The following is a 16,248-nucleotide window of genomic DNA, read 5'->3' on the forward strand; positions in this document are numbered from 1 at the left end:
CCAGCGGGGTGGGATTCTCGAACGGGTGCGCCGAATTGACGCCGAAAAATCCGCCGCCGTTCGTGCCCAGTTGCTTGATCGCCACCTGCGAGGCGGCCGGTCCCAACGGGATTGTCTGGGTGGTTATCCAATCGCCGCCGGCGTTTTTCACCGGCTCCAGGAGGTGCGCCGAGACATACGGATCCAACGATTGCACCACGCCCTGCCCGACCAACAAAACCGCCAGCAACAGCGAAAGCGGCAAAAGAACGTACAGAACGCCGCGGACCAGATCGGCCCAGAAATTGCCGATGGCCGTCGCCGCCCGCGCCCGAATGCCGCGGATCAGCGCGACCAGCACGGCCATCCCGGTCGCCGCCGAGAGAAAATTTTGCACCGTCAAACCGATCATCTGGCTGAAGTACGATAGCGCGGCCTCGCCGGTGTACGCCTGCCAATTGGTATTGGTGACGAAACTGACCGCGGTGTTGAACGCCAGGGCGGGGGAAAGCGAACCGCATCCTTGCGGATTCAGCGGCAGGTGCGCCTGCAGCCGCAGGATCGCGTAAAGCAGCAAGAAACCCGCGGCGTTGAAAACGAGCACCGCGCCGGCGTATTTTTTCCAGTCCATTTCGGCTTGCGGGTCGATGCCGGCCAGCCGATATAACAGCCGCTCCGCGGGTCCGAAAATTCTGGCCGCCCAAGTCGGTTCCGCATCATAAACCCGGGCCATGTAGCGCCCCAGCGGCCAGGCCAGAGCAAGAATCGCCAGCAGATAAAGGCCGCCTTGCATCACCATGTTCGCCGTCATTCGAACCACTCCGGTTTCAGCAGCGCGACCGTGAGATACGCGAAGGCGCCCAGCGCCGCCACGGCCGCCGCGTATTCCAAAATACTCATGACCGCTCGCCGCCCAGGCGCTCGGCAAATCGCGCCAGCCCCTGCGAAGCCGCGAAGAAAATCCCCACCAGAACCACGACCACGAGATCCATGACCCGCTCCTTTGCCTAACGAACCCGGCGACAATCTAAGAAGAAAGAAATAAAGAAGGCGTCAAAACGGCGGCCGAAAGGATTAAGAAAAGATTAAAATCGCGCCGTAACTTTCATGGCCGGCGCAAATAACATTGACACGCCAACCAGCTGGGTCTATATTCCGGCCGGTTTTCTTCGATGAACTATCGTGGAGTCAACAATGGACGACGGCACAGCGAGCCGATCTGGCGATAAGCCCACGGGAGCGGGCCGATCGTTCGAGTGCCGCGGCCGTCGCGTCCGGCACTCCTAGCCTCGACCTTCTCCCCCCGACCCATCGCCGATCCGCCATACTTTGCCGCCAGCAAAGTCAAAATCGATTCGCGTCTCCGGTCGCAGTCGCCGGTGATGTCGCGAGGGGAGCAGGTCATGGCCATGTCCTTCCTGCAGGTCGATCACGAAAAGCTGGCTTTCGGTTTCGCCTCGGATTTATTGGGTAGCCGCTGGCGCGTCCAGGGCCGCACCGGGCGTCTCGTGGACCTGGTGGTTCGCGAGGGCAGCCCCTATCCGACGATCGAAGGCGCCATCATCAAAACCGGCGGGAAAAAGCATTTCGTTTCCCAGGAAAAACTGACGGCGGCCGAGCAAGCCGGTCCCCGTGCTTTCTCCCTGGCAACGGACGATCTGAAAGATCCCGGCCTGGACGGCGAGGCCTTTCTGCTGGGCGAGGTCCTGATGGACAAGCAGGTCGTGGACACCCTCGGCGCGAAGGTCGAACGGGTCAACGACGTGCACCTGCTGTATTACCGCGACAAAATCCACCTGGTGCACGTCGACGTCGGCTTTACCGGCCTGCTGCGTCGCCTGGGCGTCGAATCCGCCGCCGCCCGCCTGTCGAGTCTGGTCGGCCGCAAACCGAAGGACGAGTGGATCTCCTGGCGCCACATCCAGCCGTTTCACGAAAAATCCGGGCACGGCCACATCCGCCTGGACGTCGACGTTACGCGGATCAAGGAACTGCACCCCGGCGAACTGGCCGACATCCTCGAGGACCTGAGCAAGGACGAACGGACCGCCATTCTCTCGCACGTCGACGCCGAAACCGCCGCCGGCGCCCTGGAGGAGATCGAGCCGGAACTGGGCGCGCAACTGGTCGAGCAACTCGACCCGGCGGTCGCCGCCGACATCATCGAGGAGATGGAACCGTCGCTGGCCGCCGACCTGATCGAGGAGGTCGACGAGGAAGCCGAGCAGGAAATCAAGCAGGCCATGGACGGGGAGTCGCGGCGGGAAATCGAGGCGTTGCAGGCGTTCGAGCAGGACACGGCGGGCGCGCTGATGACCACCAACTATCTGTCACTCGCCCCGGAAGCGACGGTCGCCGAGGCCCTGCGGCAAATCCGCGCGCGAAGCGCCGAGGTGGATTACGTCTATTACCTTTATCTCGTCCGATCCGACGGCGCGCTGGCGGGGGTGGTCAACCTGCGGCAGTTGATCCTGGCCGAACCGCAAACAAAACTGGCCGCGCTGGTCGGTTCGCGGCTCGTCTTCGTGCATCCGGAAACGGATTGGCAGGAAGTGGCCGAGGTTTTTTACAAATACAATTTCCCCGCCCTGCCCGTGGTCGACCGCGAGCAACGGCTGATGGGGATCATCCTCTATAAACACAGCTTCGACGAGCTGGCCGGTTACTACTACCGGATGGCCGGTTGAGCCGAAAAGCGTCGGAGGCGGAAATGAAAAACAGATGGCTGGATTGGCGGCGGCGCATCGGGCTGTTTTTCGCGGTGGTCGGGCCGGGAATCATCACCGCCAACGTCGACAACGATGCCGGCGGCTTGGCGACCTACAGCCAGGCGGGCGCCGATTTCGGGCTCGACCTCTTGTGGCTTTTCCTGCCGCTGACCCTGGTGCTGATCCTGGTGCAGGAAATGGCCAACCGGATGGGCGTGGTGACCGGCGACGGTCTCTCCTCGCTGATCCGCGAGCGCTTCGGGGTCAAGGTCACTTTTTACCTGATGATTGCCCTGCTGCTGACCAACTTCGGCAACGTCATGGCCGAATTCGCGGGCATCGCCTCGGCGGCCGGATTGTTCAACGTTCCGCCCTGGCTGGCCGTGCCGGTCTGCGCCGCGCTGATCTGGCTGATGGTGCTGCGTTGGAATTACCAAGCGGTCGAGAAGGTCTTTCTGGTCGCCTGCCTGTTTTACGTGGCCTATGTGATCACCGCCTTCGTCGTGGATCCCGACGCGGGCGAAGTGGCCCGCGCGTTCGTCGAGCCGAAGATCATCCCGGCGCGCGCCTACCTGGTCATGGCCATCGGCCTGATCGGCACGACCATCGCCCCGTGGATGCAGTTCTATCAACAGGCGGCGATTGTCGAAAAAGGCGTGGCGGTCGAGGATTACGCCTATTCGAAGGCCGACACCGTCGTCGGCGGCATCGTGGTCAGTCTGGTCGCCGCCTGTATCGTCATCGTCTGCGCCCACACGCTACACCCGGCCGGTGTGCACATCGACGACGCCTCGCAAGCCGCGCTCGCCCTGGCGCCGCTGGCCGGGGCGCGCGCCAGCCTGCTGTTCGCCTTCGGCCTCTGGAACGCCTCGATGTTCGCCGCCTGCATTCTGCCGCTGTCCACCTCGTACACCGTATGCGAAGCCCTGGGTTGGGAGCGTGGGGTGGATCAGTCGTACAAGGACGCACCGCAGTTTTATTTTCTCTACACCGCGCAAATTGTCCTGGGCGCGTTGATCGTCCTGATCCCGCGGATTTCCCTGGTGCGCATCATGATCGTCTCGCAGGTGGTCAACGGCCTGTTGCTGCCGGTGATCCTCGTCTTCATGATCATTCTGGTGAACGATAAAAAACTGATGGGACGCCATCGCAACGGCCCGGTCTACAACGTCGTCTGCCTCGCCGCGATCGCGGTCCTGATCGTCCTCTCGCTGCTTTACGTGCTGACTATGCTAAAATGAGGGGCGAATCGACCGATCAACCGAACGGGAACAGGAAATCATGACCGAACCGCTCCGCACCGACGCGCCGTCGACGCCGCCCGCTAGACCCGGCCGCTGGCGCCGGGCGATCGGCTACGCGCTGCTCGCCGTTTCCACCGTCACCTGGTTCGGCGGCCTGCTCGGCGCGCCGTTTCTGCCGTTGTCCGCCGCGCGGCGCGTGGCCGTCGGCGGCGCGCTGGTCGTCGTCGGCGAAATCACGTTCTGGGCGGCCGTGCCGTTTCTCGGCAAGGAAATCGTCCTGCTCTTTCGCCGTTATCTGAATCCACTGCATTGGTTCAGGAAAAAAGCGCCGCTCGCCGAGACCGAACCGGAAACGGATGGCAAGCTTTAAAAATAGCCGCCGCCTTCCTCTTTCCAGATTTGGTATCCCTCGAGTTCCTCCTCGCTGACCGATTCCTGCCGGACGAATTCGATCGGCCAGCGGCGAAACGACTCCTTGCCGACGGGCAGATGACCGTAACTCGAACCGTCCAGCCAGCCGTCCCGGCTGAGCCGTAGCACCGCCGGATTGAGGTCTTTCGGTTTGCGTTTGTAATGGTTGGCGTAAAGCCGGAGGTGCACTCCGCCGCGGTCCACGGCCAGGATTTTCAGCACGCCGAATGTCCCGTCCTCTTCCGCCAATAAATAGAGCCCGCCGACGATGAGGCGCCCGTGAGGGCTTTTTTGCTTTTCAGTCTCACTCATTAGATGACCTCTTTGATCGTTCGTTCAAAAAACGAGTTTTCATGACCCGGTTTGGCGGTTATATTATCGGTTCGAAGCCGGTTTGAAGAAAGGGTGAGTCATGTCATCATCGCCGCGCGTTTTCCGCCTCCCGATGCTCTTCGCCGTTCTGTTCCTGCTCGCCGCCTGCGCCGCGCACCCGCCCGTCGCCTCGCCCGACGCCTGGCGCGCTTCGCGGCCGCTTGCGGCGCGGGGAGCGACCGCCGACACCCTGCAGCTCGGCCTGGGCCGCGTCGAGATCACGCCGGACCATCCGGTGCCGCTGGGCGGTTACGGCATTTACGCGGGCGCTTACAAAAATTGCCGCTGGTCGAAGGGCGTTCACGATCCGCTCTACGCCACCGCGCTTTACCTGCAAAAAGGCCCCGATCAACTGGTGGTCATCGCCCTGGATCTGCTCGGCCTGGTGAAACCCGACCAGGACGATCTGCGCGCGCAGACCGCCCGGGCGCTGCACCTGGATCGCGAGCGGGTGATCCTCACCATCAGCCACACTCACCACGGGCCCGATACGGTCGGCTTGTGGGGCACCATTCTGCCCGCCAAATCCGGCCGCGATGAGAAATACCTGCTCTGGATGAAAAAGAAGGCGGTCGAAGCGGCCCTGCAGGCCTATCAAAACCGCGCGGCGGGAACGATTTCCTACGCCCTGGGCGAAGAAAAAGACCTGCACGAAAACGTCCGCCGCGCCGAGGAACCGACCGCGCCGATCGACGACACCATCACCCTGCTCGTCCTGAAAAACGCCCAGGACGAGGTCATCGGCACGCTGACCAACTGGGCCTGCCACCCGACGAGCGAGGACGCGCCGAATCGGTTGATCTCCGCCGACTGGGTTTATTATTTCCGGCAGACGATGGCCAAAAACGTCGGGGGCATTCCGATGTTCGTGAACGGCGATTTCGGCGGCTCCGTCCAACCCTCCCCGAAGTGGCGCGACAGCCAGGGGATCACGAACGGCGGCCAGGGATTCGTCTGGGCCGAGGCGATGGGCGGCGCGCTGGGCCGCAAGGTGGCGGCGCTGGTTCCGCAGGCGAAGCCGCTGCCGTTCGACCGGATCGAGGTTCGTTACAGCCCGGTCCGCGTTCAGAATCGAAACCTCGTTTACCGGATCGGCCGGTCGCTCGGCATTTTCAAAATGGCGGTTCCCGATCTTGGCGATTGGTACGAAACGCAAGTCACCGCGGTGAAAATGGGCCCGCTGCGCTGGGGCACAATGCCGGGCGAAATGATGGCCGACCTCGGCGGCCAAATCCGGCAAAGCCTCGGCGGCGACGCCCAGATCCTCGTCGCCCTGGGTCAGGACTGGCTCGGCTACATCGTCAACGCCGAGCGGTACGACGATCCGCGTTACGCTTACGAGAAGATGCTTTGCTTCAGCCCACAACTGGGCCCGACCGTCGTCCAGGCGTACCGAACCGTCCGGTTTGAATGAGCGTTCATTTTCCCCTTGTCAGACCGCCGGCTTTCCTCTAATTTACTTTGACCGTTCAAAGAGGCGAGGAGCATGCGCATGATCTCGACCCCCAGACTTCGGAATATTTCGTTGCTGGTTCTCTTGACCCTGCTGATTGCCGGCGGCGCGGCCTGCGTGGAAGTCAGCGTGGATCCGGAGCCGCCCTATCCGCCGCGGGATAAGGACTACAGCTATCCCGACGAGGAAACCGTTCCGCCGCCCTGGGAAGACCCGGAAGACTATCCTTACGTGACGATCACCTCGCCCGTGAACGGCACCTTCACCACGGCCGGCTCGCTCACCGTGACCGGCACCTACAGCGGCCCGGAACTGGCTTCCCTGACCTTGAACGGCCAGGCGCTGCCGGCCGTCGCCGGCGCGTTCAGCGGCACGATCGCCGTCGACCCCGACGATGCCGTGGTGCCGATCCAGGTGACCGCGACGACGCTGGAAGACGAAATCGTTTCCGCCGACCGGGTGACGGTCTTCACCGGCCAGGGTCAGGCGGCCAACAGCGCCGTCGCCTTGAGCGCGGCGCTGGGCCTGGAAAACCGCGGTCTGAAAGCGATCGGTTCGACACTGGGCGGCCTGCTCGACGGCCGCAACCTCGCCGATCTGATCATGCCGGAAATCGACACGGCCAAGGCGGGGCCGATCGATCTGACCACCGCGAAACTCGACGGCGTGGAGATCGTCCTTCAGGCGACGGCCGACGGGCTTTCCGTGAAGCTGCTCGCGACCGACCTGATCCTCGAAGCCACGCTGCTCGGCCTGCCGGTCAACATCACCGCCGAAGGCCTCATGCTGGACATCCTCGCCGACGTCACGGTCGACGCCGATCATCAGGTCGTCATCGCCGTCGTCGACTCGCAATCGTCCATCGCCTCGCTCAGCCTCAGCGGCATCCTGGACGAAGTGGCTTCCTATCTGGTCGGCCTGGTGCTCGACCTGCTGATCAAAAGCCAGGTGCCCTCCCTGCTGGGCGATCTGATCAACGGCCTGGACCTGACGATCACCAGCACCGGCTTCGATCTGACGCTGGCCCCGGTAGCGGCCGGCACGACCGATCGCGATTTCTCCCTGGCGCTCGGCTCGCTGCTGACGATCACCGATCCGGCGGCCTGGAACGCGGACTTTCAGCCGGAAGGCTTCCGGGCGACGACCTCCGACCCGGTGACGTTCCCCGAAAAAACGCCGGTGACGGAAAAGCCCTACGGCGTGGCGATCGGCCTCAACGACGACGTGCTCAATCAACTGCTGTACACGGTCGCCGCGACCGGCGTGCTCGATTTCGAGGTGACCGATCCCATTCTGCGGGCCGAGGTCTTCTCGGTGTTGTTCTTCTCCTTCGAATCGATCGACCCCGACCTGCCGCTCATCCTGCGCCTGTCGCCGGCCGCCGCCCCGCTGCTGGTCACCGATTCGGAAACGCACCGGATGTATCTGGTGCTGCCGGCTTACACCGGCCGGGTCATGGTGGACCGCGGCCCTGCCCTGGGCGGCGAGTGGGAAGCGATGAGCTTCACCGTGGACCTCTGGGCGCCGCTGGCGTTGCAGTACAACGAGGACGGTTCGTTCAGCCTGGCGTTGAGCGACCTGATGATCGATCTGAACGTCGTGCACAACCCGGTCGGCCAGCACAACGTCGACAACATGAACCGGCTCTTCGCCGAAATCTTCGATTCGCTGCTGCCTGATCTGCTCAGCGGCCTGACGGATATGTCGATCTCGATCCCGGAAATTCTCGGCCTGGACATCAGCATCGCCGACATCGCGCCCTTCGGCCCCGGCGAGGATTACCTGGGCCTGTTCATCGACCTTCAATAACGAAATTCCGTCGGTAACAAAAAGCCCCGCGATTCGTCGCGGGGTTTTTCATTTGGGCGAAGAATTTCCTTTTATCACCAGACCTCAACCCCGGTCGGCCTGCGCCAGCACCGCCTTGATGCCGTCGATGGCGCTGGAGACGATGCCGCCAGCGTAACCGGCCCCCTCGCCGACCACGATCAAACCCCGGATGCCGAGGCTTTGGTAATTCTCGTCGCGCACCAACCGCCACGGGCTGCTGGTCCGGGTTTCGACGCCGATCAGCACCGCCGCGTCGCCGGCGAACCCCTTCAGGCGCCGGTTCCAGGCGGAAAGCGCCTCGCGCAACCCCTGCGCGACGAATTCCGGCAGGGCCGCCCGCAGATCGGCGGGCTTCACGCCGGGCAGATACGAGACATCGGGAACGCGTTGACCGGCGCGTTCGGCTAGAAAATCGCCGGCGGTCTGCGCGGGGGCGAGGCAGCGCGCGCCGTCGCCCAGCGACGCCGCCGCGCCCTCGATCTGCTCGCGAAAACGCAGCCCGTCGAGCGGCCCGTCGCCGAAATCGGCGGGCGACACCGCCACGACCAGCGCCGCGTTGGCCCGCGGTCCTGACCGGCCCGCGTTGCTGCCGCCGTTGATCACCAGATGTTCCGGATCGGTACCGCTGGGCAGGATCATTCCGCCGGGGCACATACAAAACGAATAGACGCCCCGCCCGCCCGCCGCCTTGAAGGTCAGGCGATAGGACGCCGGCGGCAATTTCGGATGGCCGGCGGCGCGGCCGTATTGCAGCCGGTCGATCAACTCCTGCGGGTGCTCGATCCGCACCCCGACCGCGAAGCCCTTGGCCGCTACCGCCACGCCCTGCGCGTGCAGGCGGCGCACCAGGTCCGCCGCGCTGTGCCCGACGGCCAGGATCACCCGATCGGCCGGCAACGTCGTGCCGTCGGCCAGCTCCACGCCCTGGACGCGGCCGTCCGCGATCGTCAGCGCGGTTACCCGCGCGTTGAAACGAAACTCGACGCCCTGTTCCTGCAACCGCCGCCGGAAATTGGCGATGTACTCCGGCAAGCGGTCGGAGCCCAGGTGCGGCTCGGCATCCGATAGTATGGAGGCTGGCGCGCCCAATTCGACGAACGTGCGATAGACCTGGCCCACGAAGGGATCGTTAACGCGGGTGTAGAGCTTGCCGTCGCTGTAAGTGCCGGCGCCGCCCTCGCCGAAGCAGATGTTGCTTTCGGGATTGAGCCGCCCCTCGGCCAGCAGCGCCCGCACGTCCGCGTCGCGCCGTTCGACCGGTTCCCCGCGTTCGAGCACCAGCGGCGGCCGGCCGGCGCGAGCGAGGAAATCGGCGGCGAACAGCCCCGCCGGCCCGGAACCGACGACGATCGGCCGCCCGGCCCACTCCAGGCGCGGGACCGGCAACGGGTTGTCGGCATCCAAGAGCGGTTTGATGCGCGGGTCGTCGCGCCACCGGCGCAGCAGCTCGCCCTCATCGGCGGCTTCGATCAGGACACTGTAGACCCAGCGGATTTTGTTCTTGTCGCGGGCGTCGAGCGATTTGCGCAGCACGCGGTACGACACGATGCGGCCGAGCGGCACGCCGAGCCGGGTCGCGATGCGGCGGCGAAGCGTTTCCTCGTTGCTGCTGAGCGTCAGGGTCAGGCCGTCGAGTTGAATGGGCATGGGCCGCCTTCGGATGCGTCCGGCTGTTGGTTCGTCGCCCGCCGAATCTTGACAATCCGGCCGCGAATGATTGTCTTTCGTCGGACCCGATGCTATATGAAAAGGCAGACAATCCGCAACAATGGAGAAAAAAGATGAAACGGCTCTTCGTGATCGCAATGCTCCTCGCCGTGCTGACGGCCGGCTGCGCCTATTATCAGAAGGAAGCCCTGCCGCACGGCCTGTACAACGCCTCGCAAATGGAAGCGAAAAACCTGGCGAAGGGCGATTATTTCGTGAAAACCCGCTACGGCTTCCGGTTGATCACCATTCCGATCAGCATGCCGGAGCCCAACGAGATGATCGACACCACCATTTCCGAACACCAGGCGAAAGGCGTGACGAACGTAGAAGTGGAATTCAGCGAATTCAACATTCTGCTGTTCCAGATTCCGAAAATGCGCATCACCGGTTACGTCGTGAAGTAGGTGACGGCGATGAAACCGCTACTCATTCTGCTGTTGATCGCCGGGTTGGGCCTGGCCGGGTGCATGTACGTGCAAAAGCAAGCGCTGCCCGACAAGCTTTACACGGCGGAGGAAATCCAAAACAAAAACCTGACCGTCGGCGAGCGGGTGGAACTGACCCGCTACGGGTTCCGGCTGTTCACGATCCCGATCAGCGTACCGAGCACCACCGAGGTGACCGACGAACTGATCAACCGCCACCAGGCGAAGGGCCTGACGGATCTGGACATCGAGTTTTCGGAGTTCAATCCGGCCAGTTCCACCCCGGGGTTCGGCGCCTGGCATTTGTTGCTGTTTCTCTTTCAGATTCCCAAGGTGACGGTGGAAGGCAAGCCGGTCTACGACGAGCCAAGGAAACCTTGACGAAACAAACCGATATCTGATATGGATATCCTGTAATCCGACCGGAGGAAGTCCGCATGAAAAAGGTCGCGCTGCTTTGCGCCGTGGCGTTGTTGCTGGGCATGGTCACCGTTTCCGTGGCCGCCGAGACCCAAACCACCAACATTCTGCTGTCGAAAATCCTCAAGAATTTCGCGATGAAAACGAATTGGGGCAACGTCTATTTCAACCAGGGCGATCTCTATCGGTTGGTCGATTCGGCCGCGAAATTGCGCCCCATCACCCTGGGAACGTTCGTCACCGACCAGGGAATCCCGGTGATCGTCAAAGCGCTGGGTTACGACAAGGGCGTGGTGACTTTCCTGATCACCCACAAATAACGCCGCCGTCTGATTAAAGTTCAACGGCTCCCGAATGGGGGCCGTTGGTTTTTAAAAAGATATCTCCCCGGCCGAGGCCGTTACGGCTTCGTAACCCGGAACACCCCGACGCTCTGATTGGGAGCATAGGCGTACCAAACGCCCAGGTCGCTGCGGCGCAGTGTGGCGTCCGCGCTGCCGAATACCTTTTCGATCTTCGCCCCGTTTGAATAATCCGCCGCCAGATCGCGATCGATGAACTGCGTCACGGTTTCCGTGAGGGTCCAGGCGAAAACCGCCACGAGGCGCTCGTCCGTGCCCTCTTCCGGCGCGCGCACCCAGATGCGCGGCGCGGCGTTGGCCATCAGCAACAAATCGAACGCCGGCGTGACGATCGGCCAGAGCACTTTTTCGGCCAGCAAATCCACCGTCCAGAACCGGCCGGAAGTCTGTCGCAGATTTTCCGCGTCGTCGGCGGTGATCAGCACGGCCCGGTCCGCCGGCAGTTCCACCAGCGAGTCGCCCAGGAGCGAACGCCCACTGAGATAGGTCATCGCCATCACCGTCTGCGCCTGCGATTCGATCAGCGGCGGCCGCACCAGCAGATTGTCGGGGTCGCAGCCGAACCAGAGGCCGTCCACGACCGAGCGAACCGCGTGATAGCGGGACAGATTCACCATGGTGGTATACAGCGGAATGCCGGGGAACGAACCGGCCACGTCCGACGAGGTCCGCGCCGCGTTGAAGTGGCCGAGCGACGGCAGCCATGGTTGGCCGCTGGCGAGCAAAAACACGTCGTCACCGGCGGCATCCGCGATGATTTCCATCGCGCGGTGATAGGCCTCCAGCGCCGTGGAGCCGTCGGCGTGCCGGCCCTCGTAGGCGCCGCCGACCAGGAAATCGAGCTTCAGGTAGCTGAAGCCGTCCGCCACCTTGTCGGCAATGATCTGCGCCAGGTGGTCCGCCGCTTCGGGCACGGTCACGTCGAGCGCCAGGTAATAGGTCGTGCCGAACGGATCGTGAAAATAGACCGGTCGATAATCGTCGTCGTAGAGGAACCAGTTCGGGTGCGCCGCGATCAGGCTGCTGCGCGAATCGACCAGCAGCGGCGCCATCCACAAGCCGGCGGTCAGGCCCAGCTCGCGGATTTGCGCGGCCACCGGCGCCACGCCGTCGGGGAACCCGGCGGTGTAGGAATACCAATCGCCGAAGAGCGTTTCATAGCCGTCGTCGATCTGGCAGACCATTCCGGATTCGTTCGGATACATCTGCTTCAGGCGCTGACAATTTTCCAGCACGATGTCCTGGTCGATCTGGCTGAAATAGTCGTACCAGGTGGCCCAGCCGAACGGCGCCGGGCCCAGCGACGCGCGGGGCGGCGTCTCGGCGGCGGCGGCCACGGCGTATTCGCGCAGATCGTACGGCGGCCGTGCGGCGGTCATCAGCCAGATCGGCTCGAGTTCCAGCGTCTGACCGGCCGCCAGGCGGCGCGGGTCACCGGGCGTGCCCTGAATGACCACGAGGTGAATCGGCCACTTCGGGCCGTTGCGCCAACCGGCGCCGTAAACCTTCCAATGCCGGGCGGCCAGCGCGCCCCAGAGCAGGCCCGGCGAGCGGTCCTCGCCGCCGAGCGCGCCCATCCACCACGACATGCCGTTGCAGGTGGTCAGGTAATCGTAATCGTTGGCGCACGGCTCCACGGTGCCATTGAACTGCCGCGGCTGCCCTTCCAGATCCAGCACCGACTCGACGCCGGTGAACGTCCAGGAATCGTGGCCGTTTTGAATCCAGGCCGCCTGACCGGCCGTGGCCGGCAGTTGCACGCCGGTATTCGGCGCGCGGGCGCTGGGCAGTTCCACCCAGTCGATTTGCATTTCGCCGGAAGCGCCCGCGGGATAAGTAAAGGCCGGGCGGAAGGTGAATTGATCGCCGGCCGCGTTTGACGAGATCGCGACGACGACGTCGGGCACGACCCGTCCGCCGGTGAGTCGCCATTCCCAGCCGTCCGCCGTTTCGACGACTTCCCGGTGCGGATAATCGGCTGCTGTGAGCATGCTCGCGCCGGCGGCGTTGCGCACCAGATAACGCAGCGTCGCGTCGGTCAGCGCCAGATCGCAATCGGTGCTGGTCAGCGAGAACGTTGCGGCATTATCGGAAAACTCCAGTTCGGCCGGACACTCCGTCGGCAGAACGACGTTCGGCGTCGGCGTGGCCTCTTCCTCTTCGCTCTCTTCCGGCGCGCAGGCCGCGAAGGCGAACAACCAGACCGCGATGAGCAGCAAAAAGTAATGGGTTTTCATGGGAAGGACTCTAGCAATTTTTAATTTGCGCTCCAAGACCGGGAAGAAGTGAAAAAACCACCCGCGCGGTTATCGGCTTTGCGAAGAATCGTTCCCGGGATTCGCGGCCGACCCCGCTTTCGGCTGGACGAAAAATCGCGGATACGCTAAACCTTGAGCACCTGCTGAGGAGAACACCGGGTGCGACTCGTATCGCTCGCGAGCGGCAGCAAAGGCAACGCCTTTCTGGTCCAGGCCAACGGCACTTCCGTGCTGATCGACGCCGGCTTGTCCGGCCGCGACCTGGAAAACCGCCTGCAGGCGGTGGGCGTCCTGCCGTCGCAGATCAACCTCCTGCTGCTGACCCACGAACACGCCGACCACATCCGCTCGGCCGCCATGCTCTCGCGCCGCCACGAGTTCGTGGTGGCCGGAACGCGCGGCACGCTGCACACGCCCTGCGGCACGGTTAAACCGGTGGCCAGCGGCACCTTTCGGCTGGAAATCATGCCGGCCGGGGCCACGCTGACCGTCGGCCCGTTCACCATGACCTCTTTTTCCGTCAGCCACGACGCGGCCGATCCGGTCGGTTATGCGATCCGGGCCAACGGCACGCGGTTGGTCTTCGCCTTCGACCTGGGCATCGTGACGCCGGAAGTGCAGGCGCAGTTGGCCGACGCCGACGCGCTCGTGCTGGAAAGCAACCACTGCCCGGTGATGTTGCAAAACGGCCCCTACCCGGCGTGGCTCAAGCGGCGCGTCGCCGGGGCGCGCGGCCATCTGAGCAACCAGCAGGCCGGCGAAACCGTGCGGCAGGCGTATCACGCGGGTCTGCGCTACCTGTTGCTGGCCCATCTATCCGAAAACAACAACACGCCCCGCGCCGCCTTCGACCACATGAACGCCACGCTGGCCGAGTTGAACGCGACCACCGACCTGCGCGTCTGCCGCCAACATCAAACCGGCAACTGGATCGATCTGGAGGATTAGCAAATGATTCCGCGTTACTCCCGGGAAAAAATGGCCGCCATCTGGAGCGATCAGAACCGCTATCAATGCTGGTTGAACGTGGAACTGGCCGCGCTCGACGCCATGGTCGCCCACGGCCTGGTGCCGGCCGAGGCCGCCGCCGAGGTGCGGGCCAAGGCCGCCTTCGAGCCCGCGCGGGTCGAGGAAATCGAGGCCGTCACCCGGCACGACGTGATCGCCTTTCTGACCAACGTCGCCGAGCACGTCGGACCGTCCAGCCGATTCGTGCACCTGGGTATGACCAGTTCGGACGTGCTGGACACCGCCTACAACCTGCAACTGGTGCAGGCCGCCGACTTGTTGCTCGCCGGCCTGGACGCGCTTTTGGCCGTGCTCAAACGCCGCGCCTTCGAGCACAAGCACACGGTGCAGATCGGCCGCAGCCACGGCGTACATGCCGAGCCGATCACCTTCGGCTTGAAGCTGGCCATCTGGTACGACGAAATGAAGCGCAATCGGGCGCGCCTCGTCGCGGCGCGCGAGGACGTGCGCGTCGGCAAGCTCAGCGGGGCCGTGGGCACCTTCGCCCACCTGCCGCCGACCGTCGAGGAACAGGCGATGGCGGCGCTGGGCCTCAAGCCCGCGCCCGCCTCCAGCCAGATCGTCCAGCGCGACCGCCACGCCGCCTTCTTCACCACGCTGGCCGTTCTGGGCGGCTCGATGGAAAAATTCGCCGTCGAGGTCCGCCACCTGCAGCGCACCGAGGTTTACGAGGCCGAGGAATTTTTCCACAAAGGCCAAAAAGGCTCGAGCGCGATGCCGCACAAGCGCAACCCGGTGCTGTCCGAAAACATCTCGGGGCTGTGCCGCCTGCTGCGCAGCTACGCGGTCGCCGCGCTGGAAGACCAGCCGCTCTGGCACGAGCGCGACATCAGCCATTCGTCGGTCGAACGGGTCATCGGCCCCGACGCGACGATCGTCGCCGATTTCGCCCTGGCGCGGCTGACGAACCTGCTGGACAAGCTGCTGGTCTACCCGGAAAACATGATCAAGAACCTGAATCAGACCAGCGGCCTCTACGCCAGCCAGTCGCTGCTGCTCAACCTGGTGCGCGCCGGGCTGACGCGCGAGGCGGCCTACCAGATCGTGCAGCGCAACGCGATGCAGGTCTGGGAAAAGGGCGCCGATTTTCTTACGACGCTCCTGGCCGACGCCGAACTGACGGCGCTGGTCGACGAAAAAACCATCCGCGAGTCGCTCGACGTCGCGCACCAACTGCGCCACGTCGACGACATTTTCCGCCGCGTCTTCGGAGAATAAGTGGGCACCGTCCGCCGCCGGATCCTCGAGTGCCGACCCGGCCGGGTCGACGAAAAGGAAATCCAGGTCGTCCGCGAAACGCCGCTGACGGTGCGGCTCAACAGCCGCGAACTGGTCACGCTGCTGTGCGACGGCGAGAACTTTCGCGAATTGGCGCTGGGCTTTTTATACAACGAGGGCTTGCTCGAACGCGAAACGGCGCTGGGCCGCGTGGCGGTGAACGAAAAAACCGGCGAGGCCGATGTCGAGGCCAAGGTCGATGAGCGCCTACTGACGGCGATTCACGGCAAACGCCTGGTGACCACCGGCTGCGGCAAGGGCAGCGTGTTTTATCACGTGCTCGATTCGGTCAAGGCCGGGCGCGTGCAAATCGCCGGCGATTTGCGGTTGCCGCTGTCGTTTCTCATCGAGCAGGGGCGGGTGCTCGCCGGCCGCTCGGAAACCCATCGCCAAACGCGCGGCACCCACGGCGCGGCGCTGCTGGACCGCGCGGGCGTCGTTTGCTTCCGCGAGGATATCGGCCGGCACAACGCGCTCGACAAGTTGGCCGGCTGGTTGCTGACCGAACGCCGCGATCCGGCGGAATTGGCGCTGTACACCACCGGCCGCGTTACCAGCGAGGTCGTGCTGAAAGCCGCGCGGCTGGGAACGCCGATCATTGCCTCGCGCGCCATGCCCACGGAACTGGCGTTGCAACTGGCCGAACAAATCGGCCTCACCGTGGTCTGCGCCCTGCGCGGCTCCTCCTGCCTCGTCGTCCTCGGGCCGGAGCGAATTGATTTGGAAGGCTGATCGGAAACTCCATTTTACCCGCCTTGGAAAAAATCTC

At 63.9% G+C, this 16,248-nt stretch carries 16 protein-coding genes; 11 read left to right on the forward strand and 5 right to left on the reverse strand.

Annotated features, from left to right (window positions below; all coding sequences use genetic code 11):
- A partial coding sequence (locus tag GX444_13580; protein NLH49613.1) for a potassium-transporting ATPase subunit KdpA occupies window positions 1–790 on the reverse strand: 790 nt, incomplete at its 3' end.
- Window positions 787–879: a potassium-transporting ATPase subunit F gene (locus tag GX444_13585; GenBank protein NLH49614.1), complete on the reverse strand. Its 93-nt coding sequence runs from the start codon at window positions 877–879 to the stop codon at window positions 787–789. The genes GX444_13585 and GX444_13580, both read right to left, overlap by 4 nt.
- A gap of 503 nt (window positions 880–1,382) precedes the next feature.
- Here GX444_13585 and GX444_13590 point away from each other — a divergent pair.
- From GX444_13590 to GX444_13600, 3 genes are read left to right on the forward strand one after another with little or no spacing between them, the layout of a single operon-like run.
- Window positions 1,383–2,666, forward strand: a complete 1,284-nt coding sequence (locus GX444_13590; protein NLH49615.1) for a magnesium transporter — start codon at window positions 1,383–1,385, stop codon at window positions 2,664–2,666.
- Window positions 2,667–2,689: 23 nt separating this feature from the next.
- Window positions 2,690–3,928 (forward strand): Nramp family divalent metal transporter, encoded by a 1,239-nt coding sequence (locus tag GX444_13595; GenBank protein NLH49616.1) that lies wholly within the window; start codon window positions 2,690–2,692, stop codon window positions 3,926–3,928.
- 40 nt (window positions 3,929–3,968) lie between these two features.
- Window positions 3,969–4,301: a transporter suffix domain-containing protein gene (locus GX444_13600; GenBank protein NLH49617.1), complete on the forward strand. Its 333-nt coding sequence runs from the start codon at window positions 3,969–3,971 to the stop codon at window positions 4,299–4,301.
- On the opposite strand, the gene GX444_13605 is transcribed toward GX444_13600, so the two are convergent.
- Entirely contained in the window at window positions 4,298–4,654 is a 357-nt protein-coding gene (locus GX444_13605; protein ID NLH49618.1) for a hypothetical protein, read from the reverse strand. The genes GX444_13600 and GX444_13605 overlap by 4 nt on opposite strands.
- A 100-nt stretch (window positions 4,655–4,754) precedes the next feature.
- Here GX444_13605 and GX444_13610 point away from each other — a divergent pair, with 100 nt between their 5' ends.
- Complete coding sequence (locus tag GX444_13610) at window positions 4,755–6,128, forward strand: hypothetical protein (protein ID NLH49619.1); 1,374 nt, start codon at window positions 4,755–4,757, stop codon at window positions 6,126–6,128.
- 111 nt (window positions 6,129–6,239) lie between these two features.
- The gene (locus GX444_13615; GenBank protein NLH49620.1) at window positions 6,240–7,976 is read left to right on the forward strand and encodes a hypothetical protein; all 1,737 of its coding nucleotides are present in this window, start codon (window positions 6,240–6,242) and stop codon (window positions 7,974–7,976) included.
- Window positions 7,977–8,060: 84 nt separating this feature from the next.
- On the opposite strand, the gene GX444_13620 is transcribed toward GX444_13615, so the two are convergent.
- Complete coding sequence (locus tag GX444_13620) at window positions 8,061–9,644, reverse strand: FAD-dependent oxidoreductase (protein ID NLH49621.1); 1,584 nt, start codon at window positions 9,642–9,644, stop codon at window positions 8,061–8,063.
- Between the two features lie 134 nt (window positions 9,645–9,778).
- Here GX444_13620 and GX444_13625 point away from each other — a divergent pair, with 134 nt between their 5' ends.
- From GX444_13625 to GX444_13635, 3 genes are read left to right on the forward strand one after another with little or no spacing between them, the layout of a single operon-like run.
- The gene (locus tag GX444_13625) at window positions 9,779–10,111 is read left to right on the forward strand and encodes a hypothetical protein (protein ID NLH49622.1); all 333 of its coding nucleotides are present in this window, start codon (window positions 9,779–9,781) and stop codon (window positions 10,109–10,111) included.
- 9 nt (window positions 10,112–10,120) lie between these two features.
- Entirely contained in the window at window positions 10,121–10,513 is a 393-nt protein-coding gene (locus GX444_13630; GenBank protein ID NLH49623.1) for a hypothetical protein, read from the forward strand.
- Window positions 10,514–10,569: 56 nt separating this feature from the next.
- Window positions 10,570–10,872 (forward strand): hypothetical protein, encoded by a 303-nt coding sequence (locus GX444_13635; GenBank protein ID NLH49624.1) that lies wholly within the window; start codon window positions 10,570–10,572, stop codon window positions 10,870–10,872.
- An 80-nt stretch (window positions 10,873–10,952) separates the two neighbouring features.
- Here GX444_13635 and GX444_13640 read toward each other — a convergent pair whose 3' ends face one another.
- The gene (locus GX444_13640) at window positions 10,953–13,151 is read right to left on the reverse strand and encodes an alpha-galactosidase (protein ID NLH49625.1); all 2,199 of its coding nucleotides are present in this window, start codon (window positions 13,149–13,151) and stop codon (window positions 10,953–10,955) included.
- A 180-nt stretch (window positions 13,152–13,331) separates the two neighbouring features.
- Here GX444_13640 and GX444_13645 point away from each other — a divergent pair, with 180 nt between their 5' ends.
- Genes GX444_13645 through fdhD form a run of 3 tightly spaced genes read left to right on the forward strand, consistent with a single transcriptional unit; the run spans window position 13,332 to window position 16,211 of the window.
- Entirely contained in the window at window positions 13,332–14,120 is a 789-nt protein-coding gene (locus GX444_13645; GenBank protein ID NLH49626.1) for an MBL fold metallo-hydrolase, read from the forward strand.
- 3 nt (window positions 14,121–14,123) lie between these two features.
- Entirely contained in the window at window positions 14,124–15,419 is a 1,296-nt protein-coding gene (locus GX444_13650) for an adenylosuccinate lyase (GenBank protein NLH49627.1), read from the forward strand.
- Window positions 15,420–16,211, forward strand: coding sequence for a formate dehydrogenase accessory sulfurtransferase FdhD (gene fdhD, locus GX444_13655; protein ID NLH49628.1), 792 nt, complete (start codon window positions 15,420–15,422; stop codon window positions 16,209–16,211).
- Window positions 16,212–16,248 lie beyond the last annotated feature (37 nt).

This window comes from Myxococcales bacterium, assembly GCA_012517325.1.
In the GTDB taxonomy this organism is placed as follows: domain Bacteria; phylum Lernaellota; class Lernaellaia; order Lernaellales; family Lernaellaceae; genus JAAYVF01.